The organism is Mesorhizobium sp. P2_B11 (genome assembly GCF_056404855.1).
This window is the reverse complement of sequence record NZ_JBFUDF010000005.1, coordinates 101,539-124,283: the sequence shown is the minus strand read 5'-3', so window position 1 is coordinate 124,283 and position 22,745 is coordinate 101,539. Positions and strand designations below refer to the sequence as shown.

General features: G+C 63.6%; 22 protein-coding genes. 8 read left to right on the top strand and 14 right to left on the bottom strand.

Features of this window, described 5'->3' with window-relative positions; all coding sequences use genetic code 11:
• Nucleotides 1–47 precede the first annotated feature (47 nt).
• Nucleotides 48–800: a crotonase/enoyl-CoA hydratase family protein gene (locus AC1DYJ_RS17205; RefSeq protein WP_477286962.1), complete on the bottom strand. Its 753-nt coding sequence runs from the start codon at nucleotides 798–800 to the stop codon at nucleotides 48–50.
• 33 nt (nucleotides 801–833) lie between these two features.
• On the bottom strand, nucleotides 834–2,603 hold the full coding sequence (locus tag AC1DYJ_RS17200) for an acyl-CoA dehydrogenase family protein (protein WP_477286905.1): 1,770 nt from the start codon (nucleotides 2,601–2,603) through the stop codon (nucleotides 834–836).
• A 445-nt stretch (nucleotides 2,604–3,048) separates the two neighbouring features.
• Here AC1DYJ_RS17200 and AC1DYJ_RS17195 point away from each other — a divergent pair, with 445 nt between their 5' ends.
• On the top strand, nucleotides 3,049–3,285 hold the full coding sequence (locus AC1DYJ_RS17195) for a hypothetical protein (protein ID WP_477286903.1): 237 nt from the start codon (nucleotides 3,049–3,051) through the stop codon (nucleotides 3,283–3,285).
• Between the two features lie 323 nt (nucleotides 3,286–3,608).
• Nucleotides 3,609–4,721, top strand: a complete 1,113-nt coding sequence (locus AC1DYJ_RS17190; protein ID WP_477286960.1) for a glycoside hydrolase family 25 protein — start codon at nucleotides 3,609–3,611, stop codon at nucleotides 4,719–4,721.
• Between the two features lie 3 nt (nucleotides 4,722–4,724).
• Here the strand turns inward: AC1DYJ_RS17190 and purD are convergent, their stop codons facing one another.
• Entirely contained in the window at nucleotides 4,725–6,008 is a 1,284-nt protein-coding gene (gene purD / locus AC1DYJ_RS17185; protein WP_477286901.1) for a phosphoribosylamine--glycine ligase, read from the bottom strand.
• Between the two features lie 277 nt (nucleotides 6,009–6,285).
• Nucleotides 6,286–7,080 carry a phytanoyl-CoA dioxygenase family protein gene (locus AC1DYJ_RS17180; protein ID WP_477286899.1) on the bottom strand — a complete coding sequence of 265 codons (795 nt, stop codon included), beginning with the start codon at nucleotides 7,078–7,080 and terminating at the stop codon, nucleotides 6,286–6,288.
• A gap of 90 nt (nucleotides 7,081–7,170) precedes the next feature.
• Between AC1DYJ_RS17180 and AC1DYJ_RS17175 the strand changes: the two genes are divergently transcribed.
• Nucleotides 7,171–8,082, top strand: a complete 912-nt coding sequence (locus tag AC1DYJ_RS17175) for a LysR family transcriptional regulator (RefSeq protein ID WP_477286897.1) — start codon at nucleotides 7,171–7,173, stop codon at nucleotides 8,080–8,082.
• 51 nt (nucleotides 8,083–8,133) lie between these two features.
• On the top strand, nucleotides 8,134–9,117 hold the full coding sequence (gene ubiA / locus AC1DYJ_RS17170) for a 4-hydroxybenzoate octaprenyltransferase (RefSeq protein WP_477286958.1): 984 nt from the start codon (nucleotides 8,134–8,136) through the stop codon (nucleotides 9,115–9,117).
• A 170-nt stretch (nucleotides 9,118–9,287) separates the two neighbouring features.
• On the opposite strand, the gene AC1DYJ_RS17165 is transcribed toward ubiA, so the two are convergent.
• The 3 genes from AC1DYJ_RS17165 to AC1DYJ_RS17155 all read right to left on the bottom strand — a co-directional run bounded on the left by AC1DYJ_RS17165 (nucleotide 9,288) and on the right by AC1DYJ_RS17155 (nucleotide 12,455).
• A complete protein-coding gene (locus AC1DYJ_RS17165) occupies nucleotides 9,288–9,854 on the bottom strand; it encodes a DUF6101 family protein (RefSeq protein WP_477286895.1) in 567 nt (188 codons plus the stop codon).
• A 186-nt stretch (nucleotides 9,855–10,040) separates the two neighbouring features.
• A complete protein-coding gene (locus AC1DYJ_RS17160) occupies nucleotides 10,041–11,471 on the bottom strand; it encodes an FAD-binding oxidoreductase (protein WP_477286893.1) in 1,431 nt (476 codons plus the stop codon).
• Nucleotides 11,472–11,489: 18 nt separating this feature from the next.
• Nucleotides 11,490–12,455, bottom strand: a complete 966-nt coding sequence (locus tag AC1DYJ_RS17155; protein WP_477286891.1) for an L-threonylcarbamoyladenylate synthase — start codon at nucleotides 12,453–12,455, stop codon at nucleotides 11,490–11,492.
• Between the two features lie 159 nt (nucleotides 12,456–12,614).
• Here AC1DYJ_RS17155 and AC1DYJ_RS17150 point away from each other — a divergent pair, with 159 nt between their 5' ends.
• On the top strand, nucleotides 12,615–13,091 hold the full coding sequence (locus AC1DYJ_RS17150; RefSeq protein WP_477286889.1) for a hypothetical protein: 477 nt from the start codon (nucleotides 12,615–12,617) through the stop codon (nucleotides 13,089–13,091).
• A 134-nt stretch (nucleotides 13,092–13,225) separates the two neighbouring features.
• On the top strand, nucleotides 13,226–13,618 hold the full coding sequence (locus AC1DYJ_RS17145) for a hypothetical protein (protein ID WP_477286887.1): 393 nt from the start codon (nucleotides 13,226–13,228) through the stop codon (nucleotides 13,616–13,618).
• 74 nt (nucleotides 13,619–13,692) lie between these two features.
• Here the strand turns inward: AC1DYJ_RS17145 and AC1DYJ_RS17140 are convergent, their stop codons facing one another.
• Together AC1DYJ_RS17140 and glyS are read right to left on the bottom strand one after the other, a co-directional pair.
• Nucleotides 13,693–14,040, bottom strand: coding sequence for a hypothetical protein (locus AC1DYJ_RS17140; RefSeq protein ID WP_477286885.1), 348 nt, complete (start codon nucleotides 14,038–14,040; stop codon nucleotides 13,693–13,695).
• A 120-nt stretch (nucleotides 14,041–14,160) separates the two neighbouring features.
• On the bottom strand, nucleotides 14,161–16,602 hold the full coding sequence (glyS, locus tag AC1DYJ_RS17135) for a glycine--tRNA ligase subunit beta (RefSeq protein ID WP_477286883.1): 2,442 nt from the start codon (nucleotides 16,600–16,602) through the stop codon (nucleotides 14,161–14,163).
• Between the two features lie 191 nt (nucleotides 16,603–16,793).
• Between glyS and AC1DYJ_RS17130 the strand changes: the two genes are divergently transcribed.
• Nucleotides 16,794–16,964, top strand: coding sequence for a hypothetical protein (locus AC1DYJ_RS17130; protein ID WP_477286881.1), 171 nt, complete (start codon nucleotides 16,794–16,796; stop codon nucleotides 16,962–16,964).
• Here AC1DYJ_RS17130 and AC1DYJ_RS17125 read toward each other — a convergent pair.
• Complete coding sequence (locus AC1DYJ_RS17125) at nucleotides 16,961–17,647, bottom strand: DUF4328 domain-containing protein (protein WP_477286880.1); 687 nt, start codon at nucleotides 17,645–17,647, stop codon at nucleotides 16,961–16,963. The genes AC1DYJ_RS17130 and AC1DYJ_RS17125 overlap by 4 nt on opposite strands.
• A 78-nt stretch (nucleotides 17,648–17,725) precedes the next feature.
• Nucleotides 17,726–18,694 (bottom strand): glycine--tRNA ligase subunit alpha, encoded by a 969-nt coding sequence (locus AC1DYJ_RS17120; protein ID WP_477286878.1) that lies wholly within the window; start codon nucleotides 18,692–18,694, stop codon nucleotides 17,726–17,728.
• Between the two features lie 149 nt (nucleotides 18,695–18,843).
• Here AC1DYJ_RS17120 and AC1DYJ_RS17115 point away from each other — a divergent pair, with 149 nt between their 5' ends.
• Nucleotides 18,844–19,305, top strand: a complete 462-nt coding sequence (locus AC1DYJ_RS17115; protein WP_477286876.1) for an N-acetyltransferase family protein — start codon at nucleotides 18,844–18,846, stop codon at nucleotides 19,303–19,305.
• A gap of 49 nt (nucleotides 19,306–19,354) precedes the next feature.
• On the opposite strand, the gene AC1DYJ_RS17110 is transcribed toward AC1DYJ_RS17115, so the two are convergent.
• The 3 genes from AC1DYJ_RS17110 to AC1DYJ_RS17100 form a co-directional block, all read right to left on the bottom strand.
• Nucleotides 19,355–21,133 carry a tetratricopeptide repeat protein gene (locus AC1DYJ_RS17110; RefSeq protein ID WP_477286956.1) on the bottom strand — a complete coding sequence of 593 codons (1,779 nt, stop codon included), beginning with the start codon at nucleotides 21,131–21,133 and terminating at the stop codon, nucleotides 19,355–19,357.
• Between the two features lie 192 nt (nucleotides 21,134–21,325).
• Nucleotides 21,326–21,496 carry a hypothetical protein gene (locus AC1DYJ_RS17105; protein ID WP_477286874.1) on the bottom strand — a complete coding sequence of 57 codons (171 nt, stop codon included), beginning with the start codon at nucleotides 21,494–21,496 and terminating at the stop codon, nucleotides 21,326–21,328.
• A 66-nt stretch (nucleotides 21,497–21,562) separates the two neighbouring features.
• A complete protein-coding gene (locus AC1DYJ_RS17100) occupies nucleotides 21,563–22,579 on the bottom strand; it encodes a polyprenyl synthetase family protein (protein WP_477266248.1) in 1,017 nt (338 codons plus the stop codon).
• Between the last annotated feature and the right edge of the window lie 166 nt (nucleotides 22,580–22,745).

Sequence of the window (22,745 nt, the reverse complement as noted above, 5' to 3'; positions counted from 1 at the left end):
TGTGTTTCGCTCGCACCTGACACACCCTGCCAGTGTCGAGGTATCGGCTACGCTTTCTTGCGTGTCATGAATGCGGTCAGCGCGGCGCGCGCTTCATCGGACTTCAACCGCTCAAAGAAATGCTCGCTCTCCACCTTGATGCGGGCGAGAAGTTCGTCGCGCGGCGCGCGCATAAGGTCACGGGCGATCTTCAGCGCCTGCGGCGGCTTGGCGGCGATTGCACCGGCGGCAGCCAGCACAGCGGCTTCCAGCGCGTCCTCCTCGACCACCTCGTAGATCAGGCCGGCGGCCTTGGCGCGTTCGGCTGAAAAGCCTTCGCCCAGGCCAAGCAGGGCGAAGGCGCCCTGACGGCCGAGGATGAGCGGCGCCAGCAGGCTGGAGCCTGCTTCCGGCACCAGGCCGAGGTCGACGAAGGGCGTACGGAACACCGTGCGCGGCGTGGCGAAGGTGAGGTCGCAATGCAGGTTAAGCGTGGTGCCGATGCCGACCGCAATGCCGTCGACGCCCGAGACCATCGGCTTCTCGGTCTTGGCCAGCGCCATCAGGAAGTCCCAGACTTCGTTGCCGCCCTCGCCGCCGGTGGCGATAACGAGGAAATCGGCGAGGTCGTTGCCGGACGAGAAGGCGCCTGAAACACCGAGGAAGACATGGACGCGGATCGCCGGGTCGGCGTCGCCTTCGGCCAACGCCCTGGACATCGTCGCGTACATGGCGCGCGTCAGCGCGTTCTTCTTGTCGGGGCGGTTCATGCGGATGATCTTAATGGCGCCCTGGCGCTCGACGAGAATATGGTCTGTCACGGTCATTTTTCCCTGGTAAGCGCTTTTAAGTATTCAGGCTGAGATCAGCGTCTTGCCGGCGGCAGCGAGGCTTTCGGCGCCATCGATCACGCGGTCCTTCAAGGCGCTGACTTCGCCAAGCAGGTTTTCGGCGAAGAAGCGGCAAAGGGCGATGCGGTTTTGCTCGGCAAGCCCGCCGCGCGCCAGATAGGCGCCGCCGGCGGCAAGCGAGATCAGCCTGAGATAGGGCGTCGCGCCCGCCTGCGCTTCGTCCAGCCGGCCTTCGACCAGCAGCTTCTGCAGGAAGCGCGTCGCTTCGATGAGATCATCGAACGCGCGGTCGAGGGTCTCGGCGGTGCGGCCGAACCCTTGCAGGTTCGAGGTCCGCACCTCATCGGCGACCGCCTTCAGTTCGGCGATGTAGCCACGCACATGCTCGCCGCCGCCGAGCGGCAATTTGCGCGCCACGAGATCGATCGCCTGGATGCCGTTGGTGCCTTCATAGATTGGTGCAATGCGCGCATCGCGATAAAGCGCCGCCGCCCCGGTCTCCTCGATGAAACCCATGCCGCCATGCACCTGGACGCCGAGCGACGCGACATCGACACCGACATCGGTGGAGAAGGCCTTGGCCAACGGCGTCAGGAGATTGGCGCGGTCGCGCCAATGCGCGGCTTGATCGCCCGCCGAGACCCGCGCAAGGTCGATGGCGTGTGCGCAGGAGTAGGATATGGCGCGGGCGATCTGGGTCAGCGCCTTCATGGTGAGCAGATTGCGCTGCACGTCGGGGTGGTGGACGATCGGGGCCATGCCGGCGCCCGAATAATCCGACGCCTTGCCCTGGCGGCGCTCATTGGCATAGGCGATCGCCTTCTGCGTCGCGGCTTCGGCCACCGCCACGCCCTGCATGCCAACGCAAAGCCTGGCGTTGTTCATCATGGTGAACATGCAGGCGAGACCCTTGTTCTCCTCGCCGATCAGCCAGCCTATGGCGCCGGGCGTCGCACCCTGAAAGCCATCGCCATAGATCATGGTGCAGGTCGGCGAGGCATGGATGCCGAGCTTGTGCTCGAGGCCCGAACAGAAGACGTCGTTGCGGGCGCCGAGCGACCCGTCATCATTGACCAGGAATTTCGGCACCAGGAACAGCGAGATGCCGCGCGTGCCGGCCGGCGCATCCGGCAGCCGCGCCAGCACCAGATGGACGATGTTGTCGGTGAAATCGTGCTCGCCATAGGTGATGAAGATTTTCTGGCCGAAGATGCGGTAGGTGCCGTCGCCGGCAGGTTCGGCGCGGGTGCGGAGTGCTGCGAGGTCGGAACCGGCCTGCGGCTCGGTCAGGTTCATCGTCCCCATCCATTCGCCGGAGACGAGTTTTGCCAGATACGTTGCCTTGAGCGCCTCCGAGGCGTGCTTGTCGAGCGCCTCTACCGCGCCCATGGTCAGCGTCGGGCCGATGCCGAAAGCCATGGCGGCGGAGTTCCACATTTCGAGCGCGGCGACGCCGAGCATGGTCGGCAGGGCCTGGCCGCCGAATTCCTCTGGCCCCGACAGCGCGTTCCAGCCGCCGTCGATCCAGCTGCGGTAAAGCGCCTTCCAGCCGGGCGGCGTGGTGACGGCTGCATCCTTCAGCACCGCACCATGCTGGTCGCCTATTCTGTAGAGCGGCGCCACTTCCTCGCTGGCGAAACGACCAGCCTCGGCCAGGATAGCGTCGACAAGGTCTTCGCCGAGATCGCCGAACGCGCCGCTGTCGAGCGCCGGCTTGAGACCGGCAACATGCTTCAGCGTAAACGAAATGTCGTCGACCGGCGCCTTGTACATGCCGCTTTCTCCTCCGCTGCTCGCCCGCCTCGATCCTAGGACCCGGGACGACGCAAAACCATCCGCCTTTGGGCGGCCTCCGACCTTCTTTTTACGTAAACGTCAAACTTTGTCACGCGGATTTTACGCTGACGGTACCCGACTTCGTCATCCACGGGCGGAGCGGGAGCGAAGCGGACGCGCAGACCCGAGGATCCATGCCGCGACCTAGCGCGCAGGGTGCAGCGGTGCAGAATTCTGAACCGTAGCGACGCTTCGAGGTCACGGAATGGATTCTATGGTCTGCGCCGCGTCGCTTCGCTCCTTGCTTCGCCATAGAATGACGAAATCGCGAGGGCGACAGCCCGTTTGCAAGGCCGCCTATCAAATTTCTGCAGCAAGGAATGACATCCTGCTGTTATGATCGGTCGAACCGACAGACCATAGCAGATTGGACCGGGGCAACATGCTTGCCAGACCCGACACCTACCGTTGCATCGAATGCGGCCTGCCGTATCAGGCAAGCGGCTTTTCGTATTATCACGGAGAGCTCGAACAGGGGCCCGCCTACTGGACCGATCGCGGCATATTGTGCTCGCCCAAATGCTCGCTTACCCATTACCGCAAACGCGCCGCCGAAGGCACGCTGCAGCAGGAGCCGGCGCCGGACCCGTTCGAAGTGCCGCCGGTCGGGCGGCGCTGACGGAGCAGCGGAGTTGGCGATCTCCCCCCTCGTGGGGGAGATGCCCGGCAGGGCAGAGGGGGGCGTGAAGGAACGCCAACCTTGCTACTTTGCACCAATCGAAGACAAGCCTCTGGTCGCAACTGCAATCAATTGAGAGGTCAGCGGGACAGCGCCCCCCTCTGTCCTGCCGGACATCTCCCCCACGAGGGGGGAGATCAGCTCTCAACCTGAAAGCACTTCCTTAACCATACCGGTTCACCCTCGGTGTTTGGTCAGCGGGGATTCCCTGTTTGAAAACGCCGGCGCATCTTCTTCGCCGCTCAGCGATCGCTCTTGCGGCGATGATGGCGCTGATATCTGCGGCACAAGCTTCCGATTTCTCGGAGCCGTGGCGGGACGGCGACCGCGCGCTGGTGATCGACGCCTATGAATACAATTCCATCGACTGGGCGCAGCTAGCCACCGACAAGCGCATTGTCGGGTTCATCAACAAGGCCTCGGACGGGCTGCCGCCGCCCTATTTCTGTTACGGCGACGAGATTGCGGTCAAACTCTGCAAGACGCTGTGGAAACGCTTTGCGGTGACGCGCGAGCTGTTCCAGACGCGCAAGGTGGTGGCCAAGGCGCTCGGCCTGAAATGGGGCGCCTATCATCTTGCCCGGCCCGGAAATCCGGTCGAGCAGGCCAACAATTTCATCGATTTCGCCGAACCGGCGCCGGACGATCTCTTGGCCCTCGACCTCGAAGGCAACGATCCGACACAGTGGATGTCGCTGGAGGATGCCGAGGAATTCGTGCGCCAGGTGCACCGCCGGCTCGGCCGTTTCCCGATCCTCTACACCAACGGTAAAACCGCCCAGTTCATCGCCGACAACCGCTATCAATATCGGCTCCTGTCGCGGCTGCCGCTCTGGTATGCGCGCTACAAGCCCGACATCGACGTGCATTTTCCGATGGGCAACTGGCAAGGCTATGCGCTGTGGCAGTTTTCGGCGCAGGCCAATTGCGGGCGCGTACACTGTCCGTACCGCGTCGCCGGCACGCCCAACGACATCGATGTCAACGTCGCGCCGATGGATGCGGTGGCACTGCGCCAGCAATGGCCATTCGGCGGCCTAATCAATGTGCCGGCCGACTACCTCGCCTCGATCCCGGTGCCGGTTTCGCGCGCGGCGGGGCTGGCCGGCAAAGTCACCATCACATATGCCGATGTGGCGACACCGCCGACGGTCGAGGAAATGGTGACGGTGCTCGGCGCGCGCTGGCAGACATTTCGCGCCGCTTTCCGCATGCCGGTGGTCAAGACGGTGCCGCGCCGCGCCCGCTTCGGCATTGCCGAATATGTCGCCTGGAAGCGGACCGCGTATCGCTCGGAGGCCCTGCTCGAGGCCGCCTTATCGCAGGCCGCCGATCCGGTCAGCACCGCTTCGACGCAACTCGTTCGCGAGCGCTGAGGTTTAGCCGGCGCCTGCTTTTTCCCGCGCCACCGCTTGCCAGCCTATGTCGCGGCGGCAAAAGCCTTGCGGCCAGTCGATGCGGTCGAGCGCGGCGTAGGCGCGGGCCTGCGCTTCGCCGACCGTCTTGCCGGACGCGGTGACGTTGAGCACACGGCCGCCATTGGCGACCAGCGCGCCGCCATTGATGGCGGTGCCGGCGTGGAAAATCTGGACACCGTCGCCGGCCGCCTCATCGAGGCCACGGATGACCGAGCCCTTTTCCGGCGTGCCGGGATAACCCCGCGCCGCCATCACCACGGTGAGTGCGACCTCGTCGCGCCAGCGCACTGAGCTGTGCGCCAACTGGCCATCGACGGCGGCGTTGAGCAGCACCAGCAGATCGTCCTTCAGCCGCATCATCAGCACCTGGCATTCGGGATCGCCGAAGCGGGTGTTGTATTCGATCAGTTTTGGCCCCTTGTCGGTGATCATCAGCCCGGCAAACAGAATGCCGGCGAAGGGCGCGCCAAGCTCGGCCATGCCGCGCATGGTCGGCTCGATAATTTCGCGCATGGTGCGCTCGACCATGTCGGGGCTCATCACCGGCGCCGGCGAATAGGCGCCCATGCCGCCGGTGTTGGGGCCGATATCGCCGTCGCCGACGCGCTTGTGGTCCTGTGCGGTGCCGAAGGGCAGCGCGGTCGTGCCGTCGCACAGGCAGAAGAAACTGGCCTCCTCGCCGGTCATGAATTCCTCGACCACCACTTCGGCGCCGGCATCGCCAAAGGCGCCGTCGAAACAGGCGTCGAGCGCGGCTAGCGCTTCATCCAGCGTCATGGCGATGGTGACGCCCTTGCCTGCGGCAAGCCCATCGGCCTTGATGACGATCGGCGCGCCGACCTTCTCGACATAGGCTTTGGCGGCGGCCAGATCCGTGAAGCGGCCATAGGCGGCGGTCGGAATGCCATATTTGGCGCACAGGTCCTTGGTGAAACCTTTCGAGCCTTCGAGCCGTGCCGCCCGCTTCGACGGACCGAAGACGCGGATGCCCTGATCGCGCAGATCATCGGCAATGCCGGCCACCAGCGGCCCTTCCGGCCCGACGACCACGAGGTCGATCGCATTGTTCTTGCAGAATGTGGCGACAGCGGCATGATCGGCAATGTCGAGCTTGACCAGTTCGGCCTCTTTGGCGACGCCTGGATTGCCGGGCGCGGCATAGAGCTTGGTCAGAAGCGGCGAGGCCGCGATCTTCCAGGCCAGGGCATGTTCGCGGCCGCCGGAGCCGATCAACAAAACGCGCATGCCGATGTCCCTTGCCATTTCACGACAGGGACTGCGCTATTGCGCTAGGCGGCGCGGGTCAAGACTTTTGGTAGGGCGTATTGATATTCAGGTGAGGCCGGCCTGCAAACGGCGACTTTCTGCGCTTCCGGTGCTCACGGACCCAAATGTCCGCTCCGCTCCGGTTCTCGAAAGCCACCATTTTCGGCGCGGCCTGACCTGAATCTCAACACACCCTACGGCATTGCCGGTTGCGCACGGGAACGTCGCGCAGAGGGCACAACGTTCCCGGCCCGGATCAGCTCTGGTAGATGACGGGGAACCAGTCCTCGCGCAGTTTCTGGCCGGGCTTCATGTCATGGCCGGGATAGGGCGGCGAGGTGCGGCCGGGTCGCTCGACATAGCGCGCATCGTCACCCACCCAGCGCAGCGACAGCGCCCGGCGCCGCGCCGAGGTCAGATTGCCGCGCGCGCCATGGGCGGTGCGGAAGTCGAACAAGATCGCGTCGCCCGGCTCCATCTCCCATTCCAGCACCTTCAGCGACGGGTCGTTGTCGGGATCGGGCACCGGCCGATAGTCGCCCTCGCCGGCGTAGAAATTGTCATCGTTCAGCCAGCGCACCGGCAGAACCATCTTCTCCCATTTGTGCGAGCCGGCGATCAGCCGCAGCGTCGCTTCCTTGACCGGATCGATCGGGATCCAGAAGCTGACGGTCTGGCTGCCGTCGACGAAATAATACGGGATGTCCTGATGCCAGGGCGTCGGCTTCTGCGTGCCGGGCTCCTTGACCAGCACATGGTCGTGGAAAAACTGGGCGCTGCGCGATTGCATCGCTGCCGCTGCCAGTTCGGCGGCCGGCGAATTGCGCACGACATCGATGAATTCCGGGATGCGCTCCCAATTGCAGTAATCGTCGAAGAAGCTGCCCTTGCCATTGGCGATGTCGGACGCGGTCGCGCTGCGGTTCTGCATGTTGCGCTCTATGCCGGTGGCGATGGTGTCGACCCAGTCCTTGAAGACGCCGCGGACGCAGACCGCGCCATCGCGCTGGTAATCGGCAATCGCTGCGGCGTCGATATGTGTGGCGGCCATCTCATGTCTCCCCTGTTGGATGGCCGACTATCGCAGCCGCCGCGCATCGCGTAAAATAATAACTTCTCATCTCTCTTATAGTCTTGTCCTATGAACCTGACTCTCACCCAACTGCGCTATCTCGTTGCTGTCGCCCGCCACGGCAGCGTCACCGCGGCCGCCCGGATGCTGAACGTCTCACAGCCCTCGATCTCGGTGGCGATCGACAATGTCGAAGCGACGCTTGGCCAGAAATTGTTCGTGCGCCAGCGCGGCAGCGGCATCGCGCTGACCTCGTTCGGCCGCGGCGCGGTGGCGAAGGCAAAGCAGGTGCTGGCCGAGGCGGACGAACTGGTTGGGCTGGGTTCGCGCGACGCCGATGTCGGCGGCGAGCTGGTGCTCGGCTGTTTCGAGGATCTGGCGCCCTATTTCGCGCCGGCGTTGATCCGCTCGTTTGCGCAACGCTGCCCGGCGGTCACTGTGGTCGTGCGCGACGAGACCTTCGAGACGCTGGGCCGGCGGCTCGGCGATGCGGCAATAGATCTCGGCCTGACCTACGATCTCGGCCTGCCCGTGCACTTCGCCCGCATCCTGCTGCATGAGCTGCGGCCGCACGCGCTTTTGCCGCAAGGCCACGCGCTGGCCAGCCAGGCCAGCGTCAGCCTGGCGGAACTGGCGACCCAGCCTCTCATCACCACCGACCAGCCGCACAGCTGGCAGCATATGCTGGACCTGTTCCTCAGCCGCGGCCTGTCGCCGGTCTCGCAGTCGACGACCAGTTCGTTCGAACTGCAGCGCAGCATGGTCGCCAACGGCTTCGGCGTCGCGGTGAGCTACACAAGGCCCTATGGCGACAGGAGCTATGACGGCCTGCCGCTGGTCTGCAAGCCGCTGTCGGATCCGCTGCCGATGCAGCGCATCATCCTCACTCACGACACAAGGCAAAGGCTGTCGAAGGCGGCACTGGCCTTCATCGAGGTGGCGAAGGAATGGTTTGCCAACCACGATGTTTTCACCGCCTGAGCGACAATGCGGCCGCTTGACGGCGCTTGGCTGTGCTGCCACTCCAGCAGGATGGAAACCATCCAGTCGAAAGCGGCCCAGGGCCGCGTCGCCGACGCGCCGAGCGGGCATTGGGTCTACAAGATACTGCCGCGCTGGCTGTGGCCTTATGCGCAGCTTGCGCGCTGGGACCGGCCGATCGGCTGGCAATTGCTGCTGTGGCCCTGCTGGTGGTCGGCAGCGCTTGCGGCCAGCGCCTATCCGCGCCCCACCGACCCGCTGCTGACATTGCTGCCGTCGCCGTGGTTCCTGTTCCTGTTCTTCGTCGGCGCCGTTGCCATGCGTGGCGCCGGCTGCACGTATAACGACATTGTCGACCAGGACATCGACAACAAGGTCGAGCGCACCCGTTCGCGGCCGCTGCCGGCCGGCAAGGTGACGCGCCGCCAGGCCTGGGCATTCCTGGTCATCCAGGCGTTGCTGGGCCTCGTCGTGCTGTTGCAGTTCAACGACTTCGCCATTCCGCTCGGCATCGTCTCTTTGGTGATCGTTGCCGTCTATCCCTTCATGAAGCGCTTCACCAACTGGCCGCAATTCGTGCTTGGGCTGGCCTTCTCCTGGGGCGCGCTGATGGGCTGGGCGGTCGAGTTCGGCGATCTCGATGGCCCAGCCATCATGCTCTATATCGGCTCGATCCTGTGGGTGATCGGCTACGACACGATCTATGCGCATCAGGACAAGGAAGACGACGCCATTGTCGGCGTGCGCTCGACCGCGCGACTGTTCGGCGACAACACCAAGACCTGGCTGGTCGGGCTCTATGGAGGCACGCTGGTCTGCTTCGCCATCGCCTTTGCCGCGGCGCAGGCGCCGGTGGTGGCGCTGGCCGGGCTGATCGCCGCCGGCGCGCATATGGCGCGGCAGATAGCGGTTCTGGATATCAACGATCCCGACCAATGCCTGCGGCTGTTCAAATCGAACAACCAGGTCGGCTGGCTGATCTTCCTCGGCCTGATCGGCGGATCGCTGTGGGTGGCGCTGAAGCCGCTGGTTTAGGCTCCCTCTTCCTTCTCCCCTTGTGGGAGAAGGTGGATCGGCGCGTTAGCGCCGAGACGGATGAGGGGTGTTCCAGCGGAGTGAGGCGTTGGCGTTCCCTGGAACACCCCTCATCCGACCTCGCTTCGCGAGGCCACCTTCTCCCACAAGGGGAGAAGGGGAGACCTGAGCTACTCTCTGGAAATGATCTCTTCGCCATCAATAACCAGCCTCAACCCGAGATCGCCGGCCCTGCGGCGGGCGAGGAAGCGTGGGCGGCGCGTGGTCGAGACCCGGCCTTTGCGGCGATCCTTGGCCGGCAGCGCCTTGATTGCGGCGCCCAGCGATTCTTCCAGCGTACGGGCAACGCCGTCGGATTCGATCAGCAGCATCTGCAGCCGGTAGGCATCGGCCCAGGCGCGCCAGTCGGCGGCGACGTCGTCGAGATCGTCGGCCACCAGCAGCGGCACCGACAGCATCGGATCGTTGTGCAGCAGTTCCAGGGTTACCGTGACATTGCCTTGCGCATCCTCCATCGCGCGGGCGGCGACGCCGCGAAACGCGTTGGCGGGCAGCGCGATGATCGCCGGCACGCCGCTCATCTCGAGCGTGCGGCGGATGACGGCGCCACGTTGATCGATGGTGAAGGTCACGTCGCCATAGTCGTCGCGCGTGGCATAGCTCACCACTTGCGGCAGGCGGAATGGGTCAAGGCGCATGTTGCGCCCAGCCCAGACGGGCTTCAGTACACTGTTCATCTACTGCCTTCCTGTGTTTCTCCTGAGAGCCCGCTTTCACGGATCCCACCGGGCCAGTTTTCCCGGCCTCGTTGTGTGAAACAGTAGCGCGGGCTCCTTACCGCCCGGCTTAAGAAAGTCAGTTAAATTTTGCTGATCTCAGTGGATGGTTATCGGAATAAGACCAGCCACAATATTTCGAAAGGATCAGATAACCTTACCGGGATTCATGATCCCTGCCGGATCGAAGGCGGCCTTCACCCGGCGCATCAGGTCGATCGCCATTGGCGGCGCGGTGGCGATCAGCTCGTCGCGCTTCAACTGGCCGATGCCGTGCTCGGCCGAGATCGAGCCGTGGAAGGAGCGTACGACATCATGCACGGCATGGTTCATGGCGTGGTAGAGGCCGAGAAAGGCTTCATCGTCACCCGCCTCCGGCCGCGAGATATTGTAGTGGAGATTGCCGTCGCCCATGTGGCCGAAGCAGACCACGCGCGCCTGCGGACTGACAGAGGCGACAGCGCCCGCAGCCTTGGCGATGAACGCCGGGATGGATGCCACCGGCACCGAAATGTCATGCTTGATCGAGGCTCCCTCGGGTTTCTGCGAATCCGGCAGGACCTCGCGAAAATTCCAGAAGGCGTCGCCCTGCGCCAGGCTGGCCGCGATCACCGCGTCGCCGACGATGCCTTGCTCGAGACCTTCTGAAAGCACTTCCTCGATCAGCCCCCTGGCATCCTCGGCCGAGCGGCCGGAAGACACCTGCATCAGCACATACCAAGGCCAGTCCTCGGCCAGCGGCCGGGTGACGCCCTGCGCGTGGTGCAACGTGAAATCATAAGGACGCTGGCCGATCAGCTCGAAGGCGGTGAGTGCCGCCCCTGCCCGGTCCATCGCCAGGCTGAACAGCGAAAGCGCCGCCTCAGGCGACGACAGGCCGGCAAAGGCGACTTCGCGCCCCTTGGGCTTGGGAAACAGTTTTAGCACCGCCGCGGTGATGATGCCGAGCGTGCCTTCGGCGCCGACGAACAGGTTCTTCAGATCGTAGCCGGTGTTGTCCTTCTTCAATTTGCGCAGATCGTCGAACACCTCGCCGGTCGGCAGCACCACTTCGACGCCGAGGCAGAGTTCGCGCGCATTGCCATAGGCAAGCACCCCGGTGCCGCCGGCATTGGAAGAGAGATTGCCGCCGATCTGGCAGGATCCCTGCGCGGCAAGCGACAGTGGAAACAGACGGTCGGCGGCGTCGGCCGCTTCCTGCAGCGTCTGCAGGATGACGCCGGCCTCGACCGTCACGGTGTTGGAGAAGATGTCGATCTCGCGGATGCGGTTCAGCCTCGACAGCGACAGCACGATCTCGCGGCCGGAGGCATCAGGCACCTGCGCGCCGACCAGCCCGGTGTTGCCGCTCTGCGGCACGACCGGCGTTCCCGTCTCGCTGGCCAGCCGCATGATCTGGCTGACCTCGTCGACGCTGCCGGGACGCAACACCAGACCGGTCCTGCCATGCCACAGGCCGCGCCGCTCGGTGAGGTAGGGCGCGATATCGGCCTGGTCACGCAGCGCATATTTGTCGCCGACAATTGCCGCGAAGCGGTCGATGAGGGCGGGATCGAGATCGAAGGGTGCGTCGTTCATGGGCGCAAACTATGGCGCTCAGTCGAGCTTGTCACGTGGGGCGGCGGCACGAAACAGCCGGTCATTGATCGCCTCGCCCAGCCCATCGACCGGGATCGGCTCGACGGCGATGATTGCCGCACCGCTGCGGTCGAGCTCCTGCAAATAGGCAAACAGGTTGCTGGCGGCTTCGCGCAGGTCACCCGATGCGGACAAGTTGCGCAAGGCGACGGCTGCCTGCCAGCCTTCGGCGCGTTCACCACCAAAGGCCAGTAAGGCTTCGCCTTCGGCCACACTTTGCGCATTGAGGCGAACACCGGCGCCTGGCGCATAATGCGAGGCCAGCATGCCCGGCGCCTCAATGCCATCCGTAGCGCCGCGCAGCAGCTTGGTGCCGACGGCCGCCTCGATGTCGGCCGCGGCAATGCCACCCGGCCGCAGCAGCCGCACAGTGTTGCCTTCGACCTTGACGATGGTCGATTCCAGCCCGACCGGAGTGGCGCCGCCATCGACCACCAGCCGGATTTTGGCGCCGAGATCGGCCGCCACAGCCTCGGCCGTCGTGGCACTGATCTTGCCCGAAGAGTTGGCGCTGGGTGCGGCCAAGGGACGGCCGAGCCTTGCGATCAGCTCACCACCGAACCCCCTGGGCATGCGCAGCGCGATCGTGTCCAGCCCGGCGGTGACCAGCGGATGGATGCCGTTGCCGGGTCGTAACGGCAGCACCAGCGTCAGCGGGCCTGGCCAGAACGCCTCGGCCAATCGTTCCGACAACGGATCGAAGATCGCAATGCGCTCGGCCATCGCCAGGTCGGCGACATGAGCGATCAGCGGGTTGAAGCGCGGCCGGCCCTTGGCTTCGAAGATGCGGGCGACGCCGACGCCATTGGTGGCATCGCCGGCCAGTCCGTAGACGGTCTCCGTCGGGATGGCGACGACATCGCCGCCCTCGAGCAGCGCCAGCGCCCGCTCCATCGCTTCGCCGACGGGTAGTATCTCAGCCACTCTGTTCACCTCACAAGCGCCGGACCTAGTACGGCGTTGATTTTCGGGCAAGCCGGCGTTGGTGAATTATCAATGCCTAAAATGTTATGTTTCCCTGCAAGCCGGCATCAATCCACTGGGATTAAGGCTACCGGCTTGTTGGGCAAGGGGACGGTTTCGATGTCGATGCGTGTGCTTGGAGTGCTGGGTTTCACCCTGGCGGCGATGGCTGGTGGGGCACATGCCTCGTCGATCGTCTTTCTCGGCGTCTCGAAATCCACGCCATCGGTCATCAAGGTTGGCACACCCGAACCGATGAAGATTGCCTCGTCGCCATCGATCGTGGCGCTCGGCGATCCGCAGCCCGACGTGACCTATGAAAAGGTCGCGGCGATCCCGGAGAAGCCCAGGCATGGCAACCAGAACCCGATGATCATTCGCGGCGGTGTCGTCGGCGGCGCTTTCGCCGCGCCGGCGCCGGCCAAGCCGACCGCCACCGCTACCGCGGCACCCACAGCAGATACCAAGCCTGGGGCAGAGACCGCACCGGCAGGAACTGCGACGGCGTCGAACGGCAAGCCCCAATCGCAGCCGGCGGCGCCACAGCCGGCGGCAACCCCGCAGCCGCCGATCCCCGGTGTCGACAAAGTCAAGTAAGCCATTGCGCCAATCCATTGCGCTTGACGCCGATCGGCGCTCCGACGCACGATCGTCTTGTCGGCGGCGCCCCCAATTTTGCCCATCGGGTTTGGCATGAGCGCGCCGGGTTTTATGTGAGCAAGGGGGTTATCATGAACAAGGCGAAATCATTGACCGTGGCCGGCCTGTTGCTGGCGTCCTTTCTGGGCATCGGCAGCGCGCAGGCCGGTGACGACATGCTGGGCTCGTACGTCGCGCGGATTTCCGATCGCGACCATCATGCCAGCGACGGCTATGAATTGAGCAGCGCGGCGCAGATGGTGCGGCAGGACCGCGCCAACTGGCACAAGTTTCACCGCCGCGACGCCGACGACCAGGGCGACGACTGGTTCGGCAGCAATGACGACCGCGCCTATCTGGAGCGCATGCTGAAGCACAGCGGCGCCATGAGTTCCTCGACACGGAACGCCATCGTCAATGGCGAGCCGCTGATCCAGGTCGACGTCTATTCAGACAGCGTGCATGTCAGCATTTTGGAGGACTGACTTCGTCAGCCTCGAAACAAAAAGGGCGGCGTGTGGACGCCGCCCTTTTCGTTTGATGTCAGTCGCTTGAAAGCTCAGGCCGCTTCTTCCTTGTCGTCATCCGACTCTTCTTTGTCGTCGTCCTCGTCGTCGGATTCCTCGGTCTCGTCAGCGCCGCCGGCTTCGGCCTTCACGCTGTCGTCGTCTTCATCTTCGTCGTCTTCCTCGTCCTCATCGTCGTCGGAAGAAGCGGTGGTTTCGTCACCTTCTTCCTCACCCGATTCGTCGCTGTCTTCGTCATCGCCTTCCTCGTCGTCCGACAGGTCGGCGGCCTCGACCGCCGTGGCAGCGGCATGGTCGAGAATGTTTTCGGAAGCGGATTCAAGCGCCTCGGGAGTGCCCGAGGTTTCTTCTGTCACTTCGATGTCGTGAGCGGAATTCATGGAAGCCTCCGTGGGGGTTGGGAACATGTCCTTTTTGCCACAGAGAGATCATCGCCATATGACTGTAAGCCGGCTCGAATGGCCGGCCGGGCAGAATTTTTTCGGCGCTTCGCTCGCCCTTTAGCCAGCTATTCTGGAGAAATCCGCGACCTGGTCGGTGGCGGCACGGATCCGAGCCAGCAGCGCCAGGCGGTTGGCGCGCACGGCCTGATCCTCATCATTCACGAGAACGCGTTCAAAGAATGAATCAACTGGTTCACGCAACACGCTAAGCGCCAGCATGGCAGCTGAAAAGTCTTCGTTTTGAATCGCTTCGCCGGCTTGCTTCTCAGCCTGATTCACCGCCGCAAACAGCGACTTCTCGGCGTCCTCGCGAAACAGCGCCGGCTCAACAGTCTCGGCGACGAGCGTTTTCTTCTTCTCCTCGGCCGCCAGAATGTTGGCCGCGCGCTTGGTGCCGGCGAGCAGATTCTTGCCGTCCTCGGTATCGAGGAAGGAGCCAAGCGCTTCGACGCGGCGAACGATCTGCAGCAGATCATCGGACTGCGGCGTGATGACCGCATCGATGAGATCGTGGCGCGCGCCCTGATCGCGGAGATAGACTTTCAGGCGGTCGTGGAAGAAGGCGAGGAGGTCAGCGATGAATGGCGACAGTGATGCCTCCAGTTCCATCATGCGCTGGCCGTCGAAGAACTCTTGTTCCTGATCGGCGGAGCCAAACGTGTCTGAGTATGCCTTGGCCAGCCCACCCTTCAGCAAGTCGGAAATCAGGCTCGCTTCCGACAACAGCTGACTTGTTCCCCGGTAATCACGAATGCGGGAATCGAGCATCGCGACCACTCCGCGGCTTTCAGCCCCTTCGCCTTTTTGGTCGTATGCGGCGAGTGCCGAGGAGACTGCGGCTGCAATGGCGACGCCTAGGGAAAGCTTGAGCTTGTTTTCCAGGATGATCCTCACCACGCCGAGTGCGGCCCTTCTCAGCGCGTAGGGGTCTTTTGATCCTGTCGGCTTTTCATCGATCGCCCAGAAGCCGACCAGCGTGTCGAGCTTGTCGGCCAGCGCGACGGCAATCGACACCGGATCGGTCGGCACGCGATCGGACGGACCTTGCGGCTTGTAGTGCTCCTCGATGGCCGCGGCCACGGACGGATGCTCGCCTTGCAGCAATGCATATTTGCGGCCCATGGCGCCTTGCAGTTCCGGAAACTCGCCCACGGCTTCCGTGGTGAGATCAGCCTTGCCAAGCACGGAAGCACGCCCGGCGCGCTCGCGAAGATATTTCTGCTCGGCGCTCAGATCATCAGCCGACAGAAGCTTGCCGTCGAAGAATTTCGGCTGCTTCGACAAGGTGTCGGCGATCTCTTCTGCCAACCGCTTGATCCGCTCCACCCGCTCGCCTTGCGTTCCGAGCTTGGCGTGGAAGGTCACGTTGAGATGGTCGAGGCGGGCCATGCGCTGGTCGAGCGGCTTCTTCAGATCGAGCCCGAACTTTTTCGCCGATGCCTCGAGCTGTTCCAGATCGGGCAGATCGCCCTGGTCGGTCTTCCAGAAATACAGCGCATCCGACAGGCGCGCGCGCACCACCTTGCCGTTGCCGTGCGCAATCTCCTTGCCGCCATCCTTGGCCTCGATGTTGGCGGTGAGGATGAAGCGGTTGGAGAGGTTTTCGCCATCGCCCTGCGGGCGGGTGACAAAGCATTTCTGGTTGGCGCGGATGGTCAGCCGGACCACTTCAGGCGGAATGGCAAGAAAGGCCTGCTCGAATTCGCCCATCAGCACCACCGGCCATTCGACAAGGCCCGACACTTCTTCCAGCAGCCCTTCGTCCTCGACCAGATCGAGCCCGTTGGCGAAGGCGAGATTGCGGGCGTCGGCCAGGATGATCTCCTTGCGGCGATCGCCATCGAGCACGACCTTGGCCGCCTCCAGCTTGGTCACGTAATCGTCAAAGCGGCGCACCGTGATTTCATCTGGCGCCATGAAACGATGGCCGTAGGTAACATTGCCGGAGCGGATGCCGTCGATCTCGAAATCGACCACGACCGGCTCCTCGGTCTCCGGGCCGAAGGTGCACAGGATCGTCTGCAGCGGCCGCACCCAGCGCAGCGACCCGGGCTTTGCCGAAGCCGGCCCCCAACGCATCGATGTCGGCCAGGGGAAGCTGCGGATGATGGCCGGCACCAGTTCGGCGATGATCGCTTCCGCCGCCCTGCCCGGCTTCGAAATATGGGCGACGTAGAAATCGCCCTTCTTCGGATCGGAATGGACATGCGCCTCGGCAACAGAGGCAAGGCCTGCCTTGCGCAGAAAGCCCTGCACCGCCTGTTCCGGCGCCGTCGTCGACGGCCCCTTGATCTCCTCGTGGATGTCCTTCGAGCGCGCGGTCAGGCCCCTGATGTCGAGCGCCAGCCGCCGCGGCGTCCAATATTCGCGCGCGGCGTCATAGGTCAGACCCGCCTCGACCAGACCGTCGGTCAGCATCTTCCTGAGATCGCCCGCCGCCTTGCGCTGCATGCGGGCCGGTATTTCCTCGGAGCGAAGTTCTAGAAGCAGGTCAGGCATGGTTGGGCTCGCGCGACAATGGTCCGGGCGGGGCATAGCAACTCGGCTGGCCCGTGTCACCCTTTGCAGAAATTTTGAGCGCCCTGTCGGGTCCCGCCCACCCCGCCCGTCCTTGGATCAAAGATTTCCATGAACCAAACGCAGCGCTGAAGCGACCAACGCTCAGGCAGGGAACTATTGGCTGAACGACCATGAAAACGGCATCGAGACTTCTCCAGATCATCGCGCTCAGCGCCTGTTTTGCCGCGCAGGCCCATGGCGCCTTCTCGATGCCGGGCGTGCGGCAAGCCATGCGGACCATGGCAGGATCGACCGGCCAGAGCACGCCTGACGTAAGTTACACCGTTTCCCTTTCCGCCTAGGCGAGATCCGGCTGCTCCGGAACTTCCTCCCGGGCTGCCGCGGGCGGGGCCATCTGCCGCCGCGAGATATCCTTGACGACCTCCATAAAGGCCAGGCTCAAGAACACGCTGATGACATCGGAGGCCATCAGCGCCAGACTGGCATCCTGCAGTTCCGGAATTTCCTCCGCTTTCCTGGTCAGCTGAAATGCCAGACGGCCGAATATATTGGAGGCCAGCCAGACGAACCACCAGATCACCAGAATGCCGGGCGCCGACTCTGTCTTCCAGCTTTTCGATCCGCCGCTCGCCTGCCATATCTCCGCCATCGCCTGATACGGTTTCCAGAGATTGGCGACCGGGATGAAGTACCAGCCGATCGCCCAGTTCGGCGTGAACTCCATGTCGGTGGCGCCCAGCGCCCTGGCGTTCTTGTTGGCCAGCCTTATCCAGGCAAGGATGCTTATTGCCGCCACAAGCCAGAGAGCTATCTGGATGATGGCGACGATCCTCTGCCGGTTGTCGCTCGATTCAGCGGCCGCAGAGATATCGTAGTCAAGGTTTCCAATTCCAGCGCCGAAGTCGACCAGAAGCTGGAACTCGAAATAGCCCGACACGACAGCAATAACATCGACCACGATAACGACCCACAAGAGGCGGATCACCCAGGTGGTGCTTGCCTGAAAATTCTTGAAGATGCTCATGTCAGCCCGCCGCCCATCCGCGCCCTGCAAATAAGCTAGACGCGCAAGGGCCGACGCTCAAGCACCCGATCGGTCAGGTCAGGCCGCCAGCCCACCGGCCTGGGTCATCAGGAACGCCTCACCGCAGGCTTTCGCCAGGTTGCGCACGCGCAGGATGTAGCTCTGCCGCTCGGTCACCGAAATCACGCCGCGCGCGTCGAGCAGGTTGAAGACGTGGCTGGCCTTGATGCACTGGTCATAGGCCGGGAAGACCATGCGGTGCATCGGCAGATTGTCGTTCGAGGCCGGGGCGCCGGCGGCGAGCAGCGCCTTGCACTCGGCTTCGGCATCCTCGAAATGCCGCAGCAGCATGGCGGTGTTGGCATATTCGAAATTATGCCGGGAATATTCCTGCTCGGCCTGCAGGAAGACCTCGCCATAGGTGACTTTTTCATCACCTTCGCGGCCGTTGAAGTTGAGGTCGTAGACATTGTCGACGCCCTGCACATACATCGCCAGCCGCTCCAGGCCGTAGGTCAGTTCGCCCGCCACCGGCGCGCATTCAATGCCGCAGACCTGCTGGAAATAGGTGAATTGCGAGACTTCCATGCCGTCGCACCAGCACTCCCAGCCAAGTCCCCAGGCGCCCAGCGTCGGGCTTGCCCAGTCGTCCTCGACGAAGCGGATATCATGCAGCAGCGGATCGACGCCGATCGCCTTGAGCGAGCCGAGATAGAGCTCCTGCAGGTTGGGCGGGTTGGGCTTCAGGATCACCTGGTACTGGTAATAATGCTGCAGCCGGTTGGGATTCTCGCCATAGCGGCCGTCCTTAGGCCGGCGCGAGGGCTGGACATAGGCGGCGTTCCAGCCCCGGGGACCGAGCGCGCGCAGCGTGGTTGCCGGATGGAAGGTTCCGGCACCGACCTCCATGTCGTAGGGCTGCAGGATGACGCAACCATAGGCGGCCCAGTAATTGTGCAGGGTCAGGATCAGCCCCTGGAACGAGCGGCTGGGATGCATATGGTCTGACGTCACGGCGGCCTCGCAAAGCGCGAAAAAGAAGGACATTCCCTAGTTCCCGGTCCGGCTAGCGTCAAGGCAGCGTCTTGTCGCCAGGCATTTCCCGGGAGGTTGAACGCTTTGCTTGCGGCTGGCCCATTGCCGGACGGCGCTTGCGGCCGTCTGCTCGCCTGAGTTCCAACGACAAAGGTTCAGCCATGCAAGGCCAGCTCACCGTACGCCCCGTCACCCGGCAGGATTACGAGCAATGGCTGCCGCTGTGGGACGGATACAACGCCTTTTACGGTCGCTCGGGTGAAACCGCCCTGCCCGGCGACATCACCGCAATGACCTGGTCGCGCTTTTTCGACGCCTATGAGCCGATGCATGCGCTGGTCGCCGAGAGCGAGGGCAAGCTTCTCGGTCTCGTCCACTATCTCTACCACCGCACCACCACGGCGATTTCGCCGAACTGCTATCTGCAGGACCTTTTCACCACCGAGGCGTCGCGCGGCAAAGGCGTCGGCCGGGCGCTGATCGAAGGCGTGTACGAGCGGGCGCAAGCCGCAGGATCGGGCCGCGTGTACTGGCTGACGCACGAGACCAACCACACGGCGATGAAACTTTACGACAAGATAGGCGAGCTTTCGGGGTTTGTCGTCTATCGAAAAATGTTCTGAAAATAAAAACGGGGCTCAGCGAGCCCCGTTTGATTAGAAGTATGGCCGTTTACCCTTTCGGCGCAGGCGTCGGAGCGACCGGCTTGACCTTCGGGGTTTCCTGCGCGGTGTTGGATTCGATCGGCGGCAGGCCCTTCATCAGCTTCTGCTGCAAGGTGGCAAGCACATCGGGATCGGGCTTCAGGTCGCGCGCCTGGTTCCACTGGAAGGTGGCTTCGAGCTTGCGGCCGACGCGCCAGTAGGCATCGCCGAGATGGTCGTTGAGCACCGGATCTTCCGGCTTGAGCGACACGGCGCGCTCCATTTCGCGCACGGCGTCGTCGAACCGGCCCATGCGGAAATAGGCCCAACCCAGCGAATCGACGATGTAGCCATCGCTTGGCCTGAGATCCACGGCCTTCTGGATCATCGCCAGGCCTTCCTTGAGGTTCATGTTCATGTCGACCCAGGAATAGCCGAGATAGTTCAGCACCTGCGGCTGGTCGGGGAACAGTTCCAGCGCCTTGCGGAAATTCGGTTCGGCCTTCGGCCATTCCTTCAGCCGCTCATAGGCGATGCCGCGCTGGTAAAAGATGTTCCAGTTGGCATTGGTCGGCGTCTTCAGCACCTCGACCGCCTTGTCGTAGAGGGTGGCGGCGGAGCGGAAATCCTCCTTCGAGGCATAGACCCCGCCCAGCGCCAGATAGGCGCGCATGTCGTCGGGGTGGGCGTCGACGAAGGCCTTCAGATGGGCGATCGCCTCATCGTGACGGTTCAGATCGGCAAGGTTGAGGCCAAGCTGCAGGTCGGAAAGCTCCTTCAGCGGCGAGGAAGCTGGAATGCGGCGGTAAAGCGCAATGGCGCCTTCGCCGTCCTTCAGCTGCTCCGCAACGGCGGCAAGCTGCACCAAAGCGGCGTCGCTGTCGGGCTTCAGCGCCAGCGCATATTGCAGATAGAGGCGCACGAACGGCTCGCCGCCGCCGCGATTGAGCGCGATGGCGAGGTCGAGCAGGATTTCGGAGGCGCCTTCCGAGGGGCTTGCGACGAAGGGCTCGACCTTGTCGCCCTTGCTGATCTTGTCGCGCAGCGCCTGGATGTCGAGCTTGCCCGGCGCGAAGGCCTCGGCCTTGTCGAGCACGTAGAGCGCCTTGTTCTTGTCGCCCTTGCGGGCCAGGAACGACGCATAGGCCTGGGCGTTGCGCATCCATGTTTCGGGCGCGGCACCGCCGGCCGTGGTGTCGGTCAGGGTCGCGTCATAGAGCGCATCGGCCTTGTCCGACAGGCCCGAGGCATCGGCGATCAGCGCGCGGTGGAAGGACTTGAACAGGCCGAACCAGTCGGGGCCTTGCAGCTTGTCGATCGAGGCCATCGCCCCGGCGGCATCGCCCGCGCCCTCTTGTGCCCAGCCGGACATGACACCGGAAATCAGCCGGTCGAGATCGGATTCGAGCGACAGCTTGAGCCAGTATTGCGCCTTGGTGAAATCCTTCTTGTGGAAGGAATCGACCGCCAGCGCCAGCCGCGAGAAGCGCTCGACATCGGGAACTTCCTTGAGCTTGTCGGCATAGACAAGCGATTCCTCGAAGCGCCCCTGCGCGATCAGCGACAGCATCAGGCTTTGCTGCAGCGAGGTGTCGCCGGGATTGAAGGCCAGCGCCTGCTTGTAATAGGCGATGGCATTGTCGAGGTCGTTGTCGCCTTCGGCGATGCGGGCGGCGAGATAGGCGCCCGAGAAGGATGTGATCTTGACCGGGTCGGTCGATTCCTTGGCGTAGGCGGGCAGCGGAGAAATCGCCATCCCTGCCACAATTGCCAGCCCTGCGAGCCAGCGCGCACGTCCTTGCCGCATCGTATCCCTTTCAGCCAAGCGCCATCCCGCATCGGCGCGGAGAAGCCACAGACTCGATGTTTCCGGACAAAGCATGGCCTTTTTGGGGTCAGGCTTCAATCCGGGCCGAATTCACAATCGGGTCACCTGACTAACAAACCATGGCGACGCACACACTGTCGGTTCGGGATAATAGCAGATCGGGGTTGGGAGCTACAGCCTGACATCGCGATATCCGCCTGCCGCGACAGTGGTGCACAGGCCGGCCCACTCGCAGCCCTGGCAGGCCTCGCGCGTCACACCGGCCGAAAAAGCTGCACGCAGGCCGGCAAGCGTCGTCGCGTCGAGGCTGAAGCGGGCGCCGGCCTGGATCGGCCGGGCCAACTGTTTGCCGACATCGCGTGCCGCCAGTTCATCCCGCCCGGCCGCACTTTCGCGGCCTGACGAGCCTCAGCTCACCCGGCTGATGCAGAAATCGATGACATCGATCAACGCCGATTTCTGCGGCGTCGCCTCCAGCGGCGCCAGTGCGTCGCGGGCGATCTCGCCGAAATGGCGGGCGCGGCCGATCGTGTCGGCAATGGCGCCATGGCGGGTCATCAGGCCGATCGCCTTTTCCAGCCCGGCATCGTCGGTGACATTGTCCTCGATGGCGCGCTTCCAGAAGGTGCGCTCGGCCTTGGTGCCGCGCCGGTAGGCGAGGATGACCGGCAGCGTCACCTTGCCCTCACGGAAATCGTCGCCGACATTTTTGCCCAGCTCCTGGCTGGAGCCGCCATAATCCAGCGCATCGTCGATGAGCTGGAAGGCAAGGCCGAGATTCATGCCGTAGGAGCGCAACGCCGCGCGATCGTTGCGCGTGGCCAGCGCAATGACCGGGCCAACCTCGGCGGCGGCCGAGAAGAGTGCCGCGGTCTTGGCTTTGATGACGGCGAAATGCTCGTCCTCGGTGGTGTCGAGGTTCTTGGCGGCGGCAAGCTGCATCACCTCGCCCTCGGCGATGATCGAAGCCGCACTGGACAGGATGTCGAGCGCTTCCAGCGAGCCGACATCGACCATCATGCGAAAAGCCTGGCCGAGCAGGAAATCGCCGACCAGCACGCTCGCCTGGTTGCCCCAGATCATGCGGGCGGTCTTCTTGCCGCGGCGCATGCCGCTCTCGTCGACGACATCGTCGTGCAGCAGTGTGGCGGTGTGCATGAATTCGACCGAGGTGGCGAGCTTGACGTGGCCTTCGCCGGAATAGCCGAACATCTGGGCGGCGGCGAGTGTCAGCATCGGCCGCAGCCTCTTGCCGCCCGACGAAATCAGATGGTTGGCGACCTCCGGGATCATCTCGACGTCGGAGCCGGCCTTGGACAGGATCAATTCGTTGACGCGGCCCATATCGGCGGATGTCAGATCGATGAGATCCTTGATGGAAGCGGGTTCCCGCTTCCCGTTTTCGATGTTGAGAACGACACCCACCAACAAACACTCCCGTCTTTGATCACGCGTGCGACGGCACCCTGGTCCCTGCAAGGACTCTAGGGCGGCACATACGGGCACGGCAAGAGGCGAATTGGCGCGGCTGCGGTGACGGCGTGTCAACTGGTTCTGGGTAAAAGAGATAGAGCATGGCAGCCTGGACAAA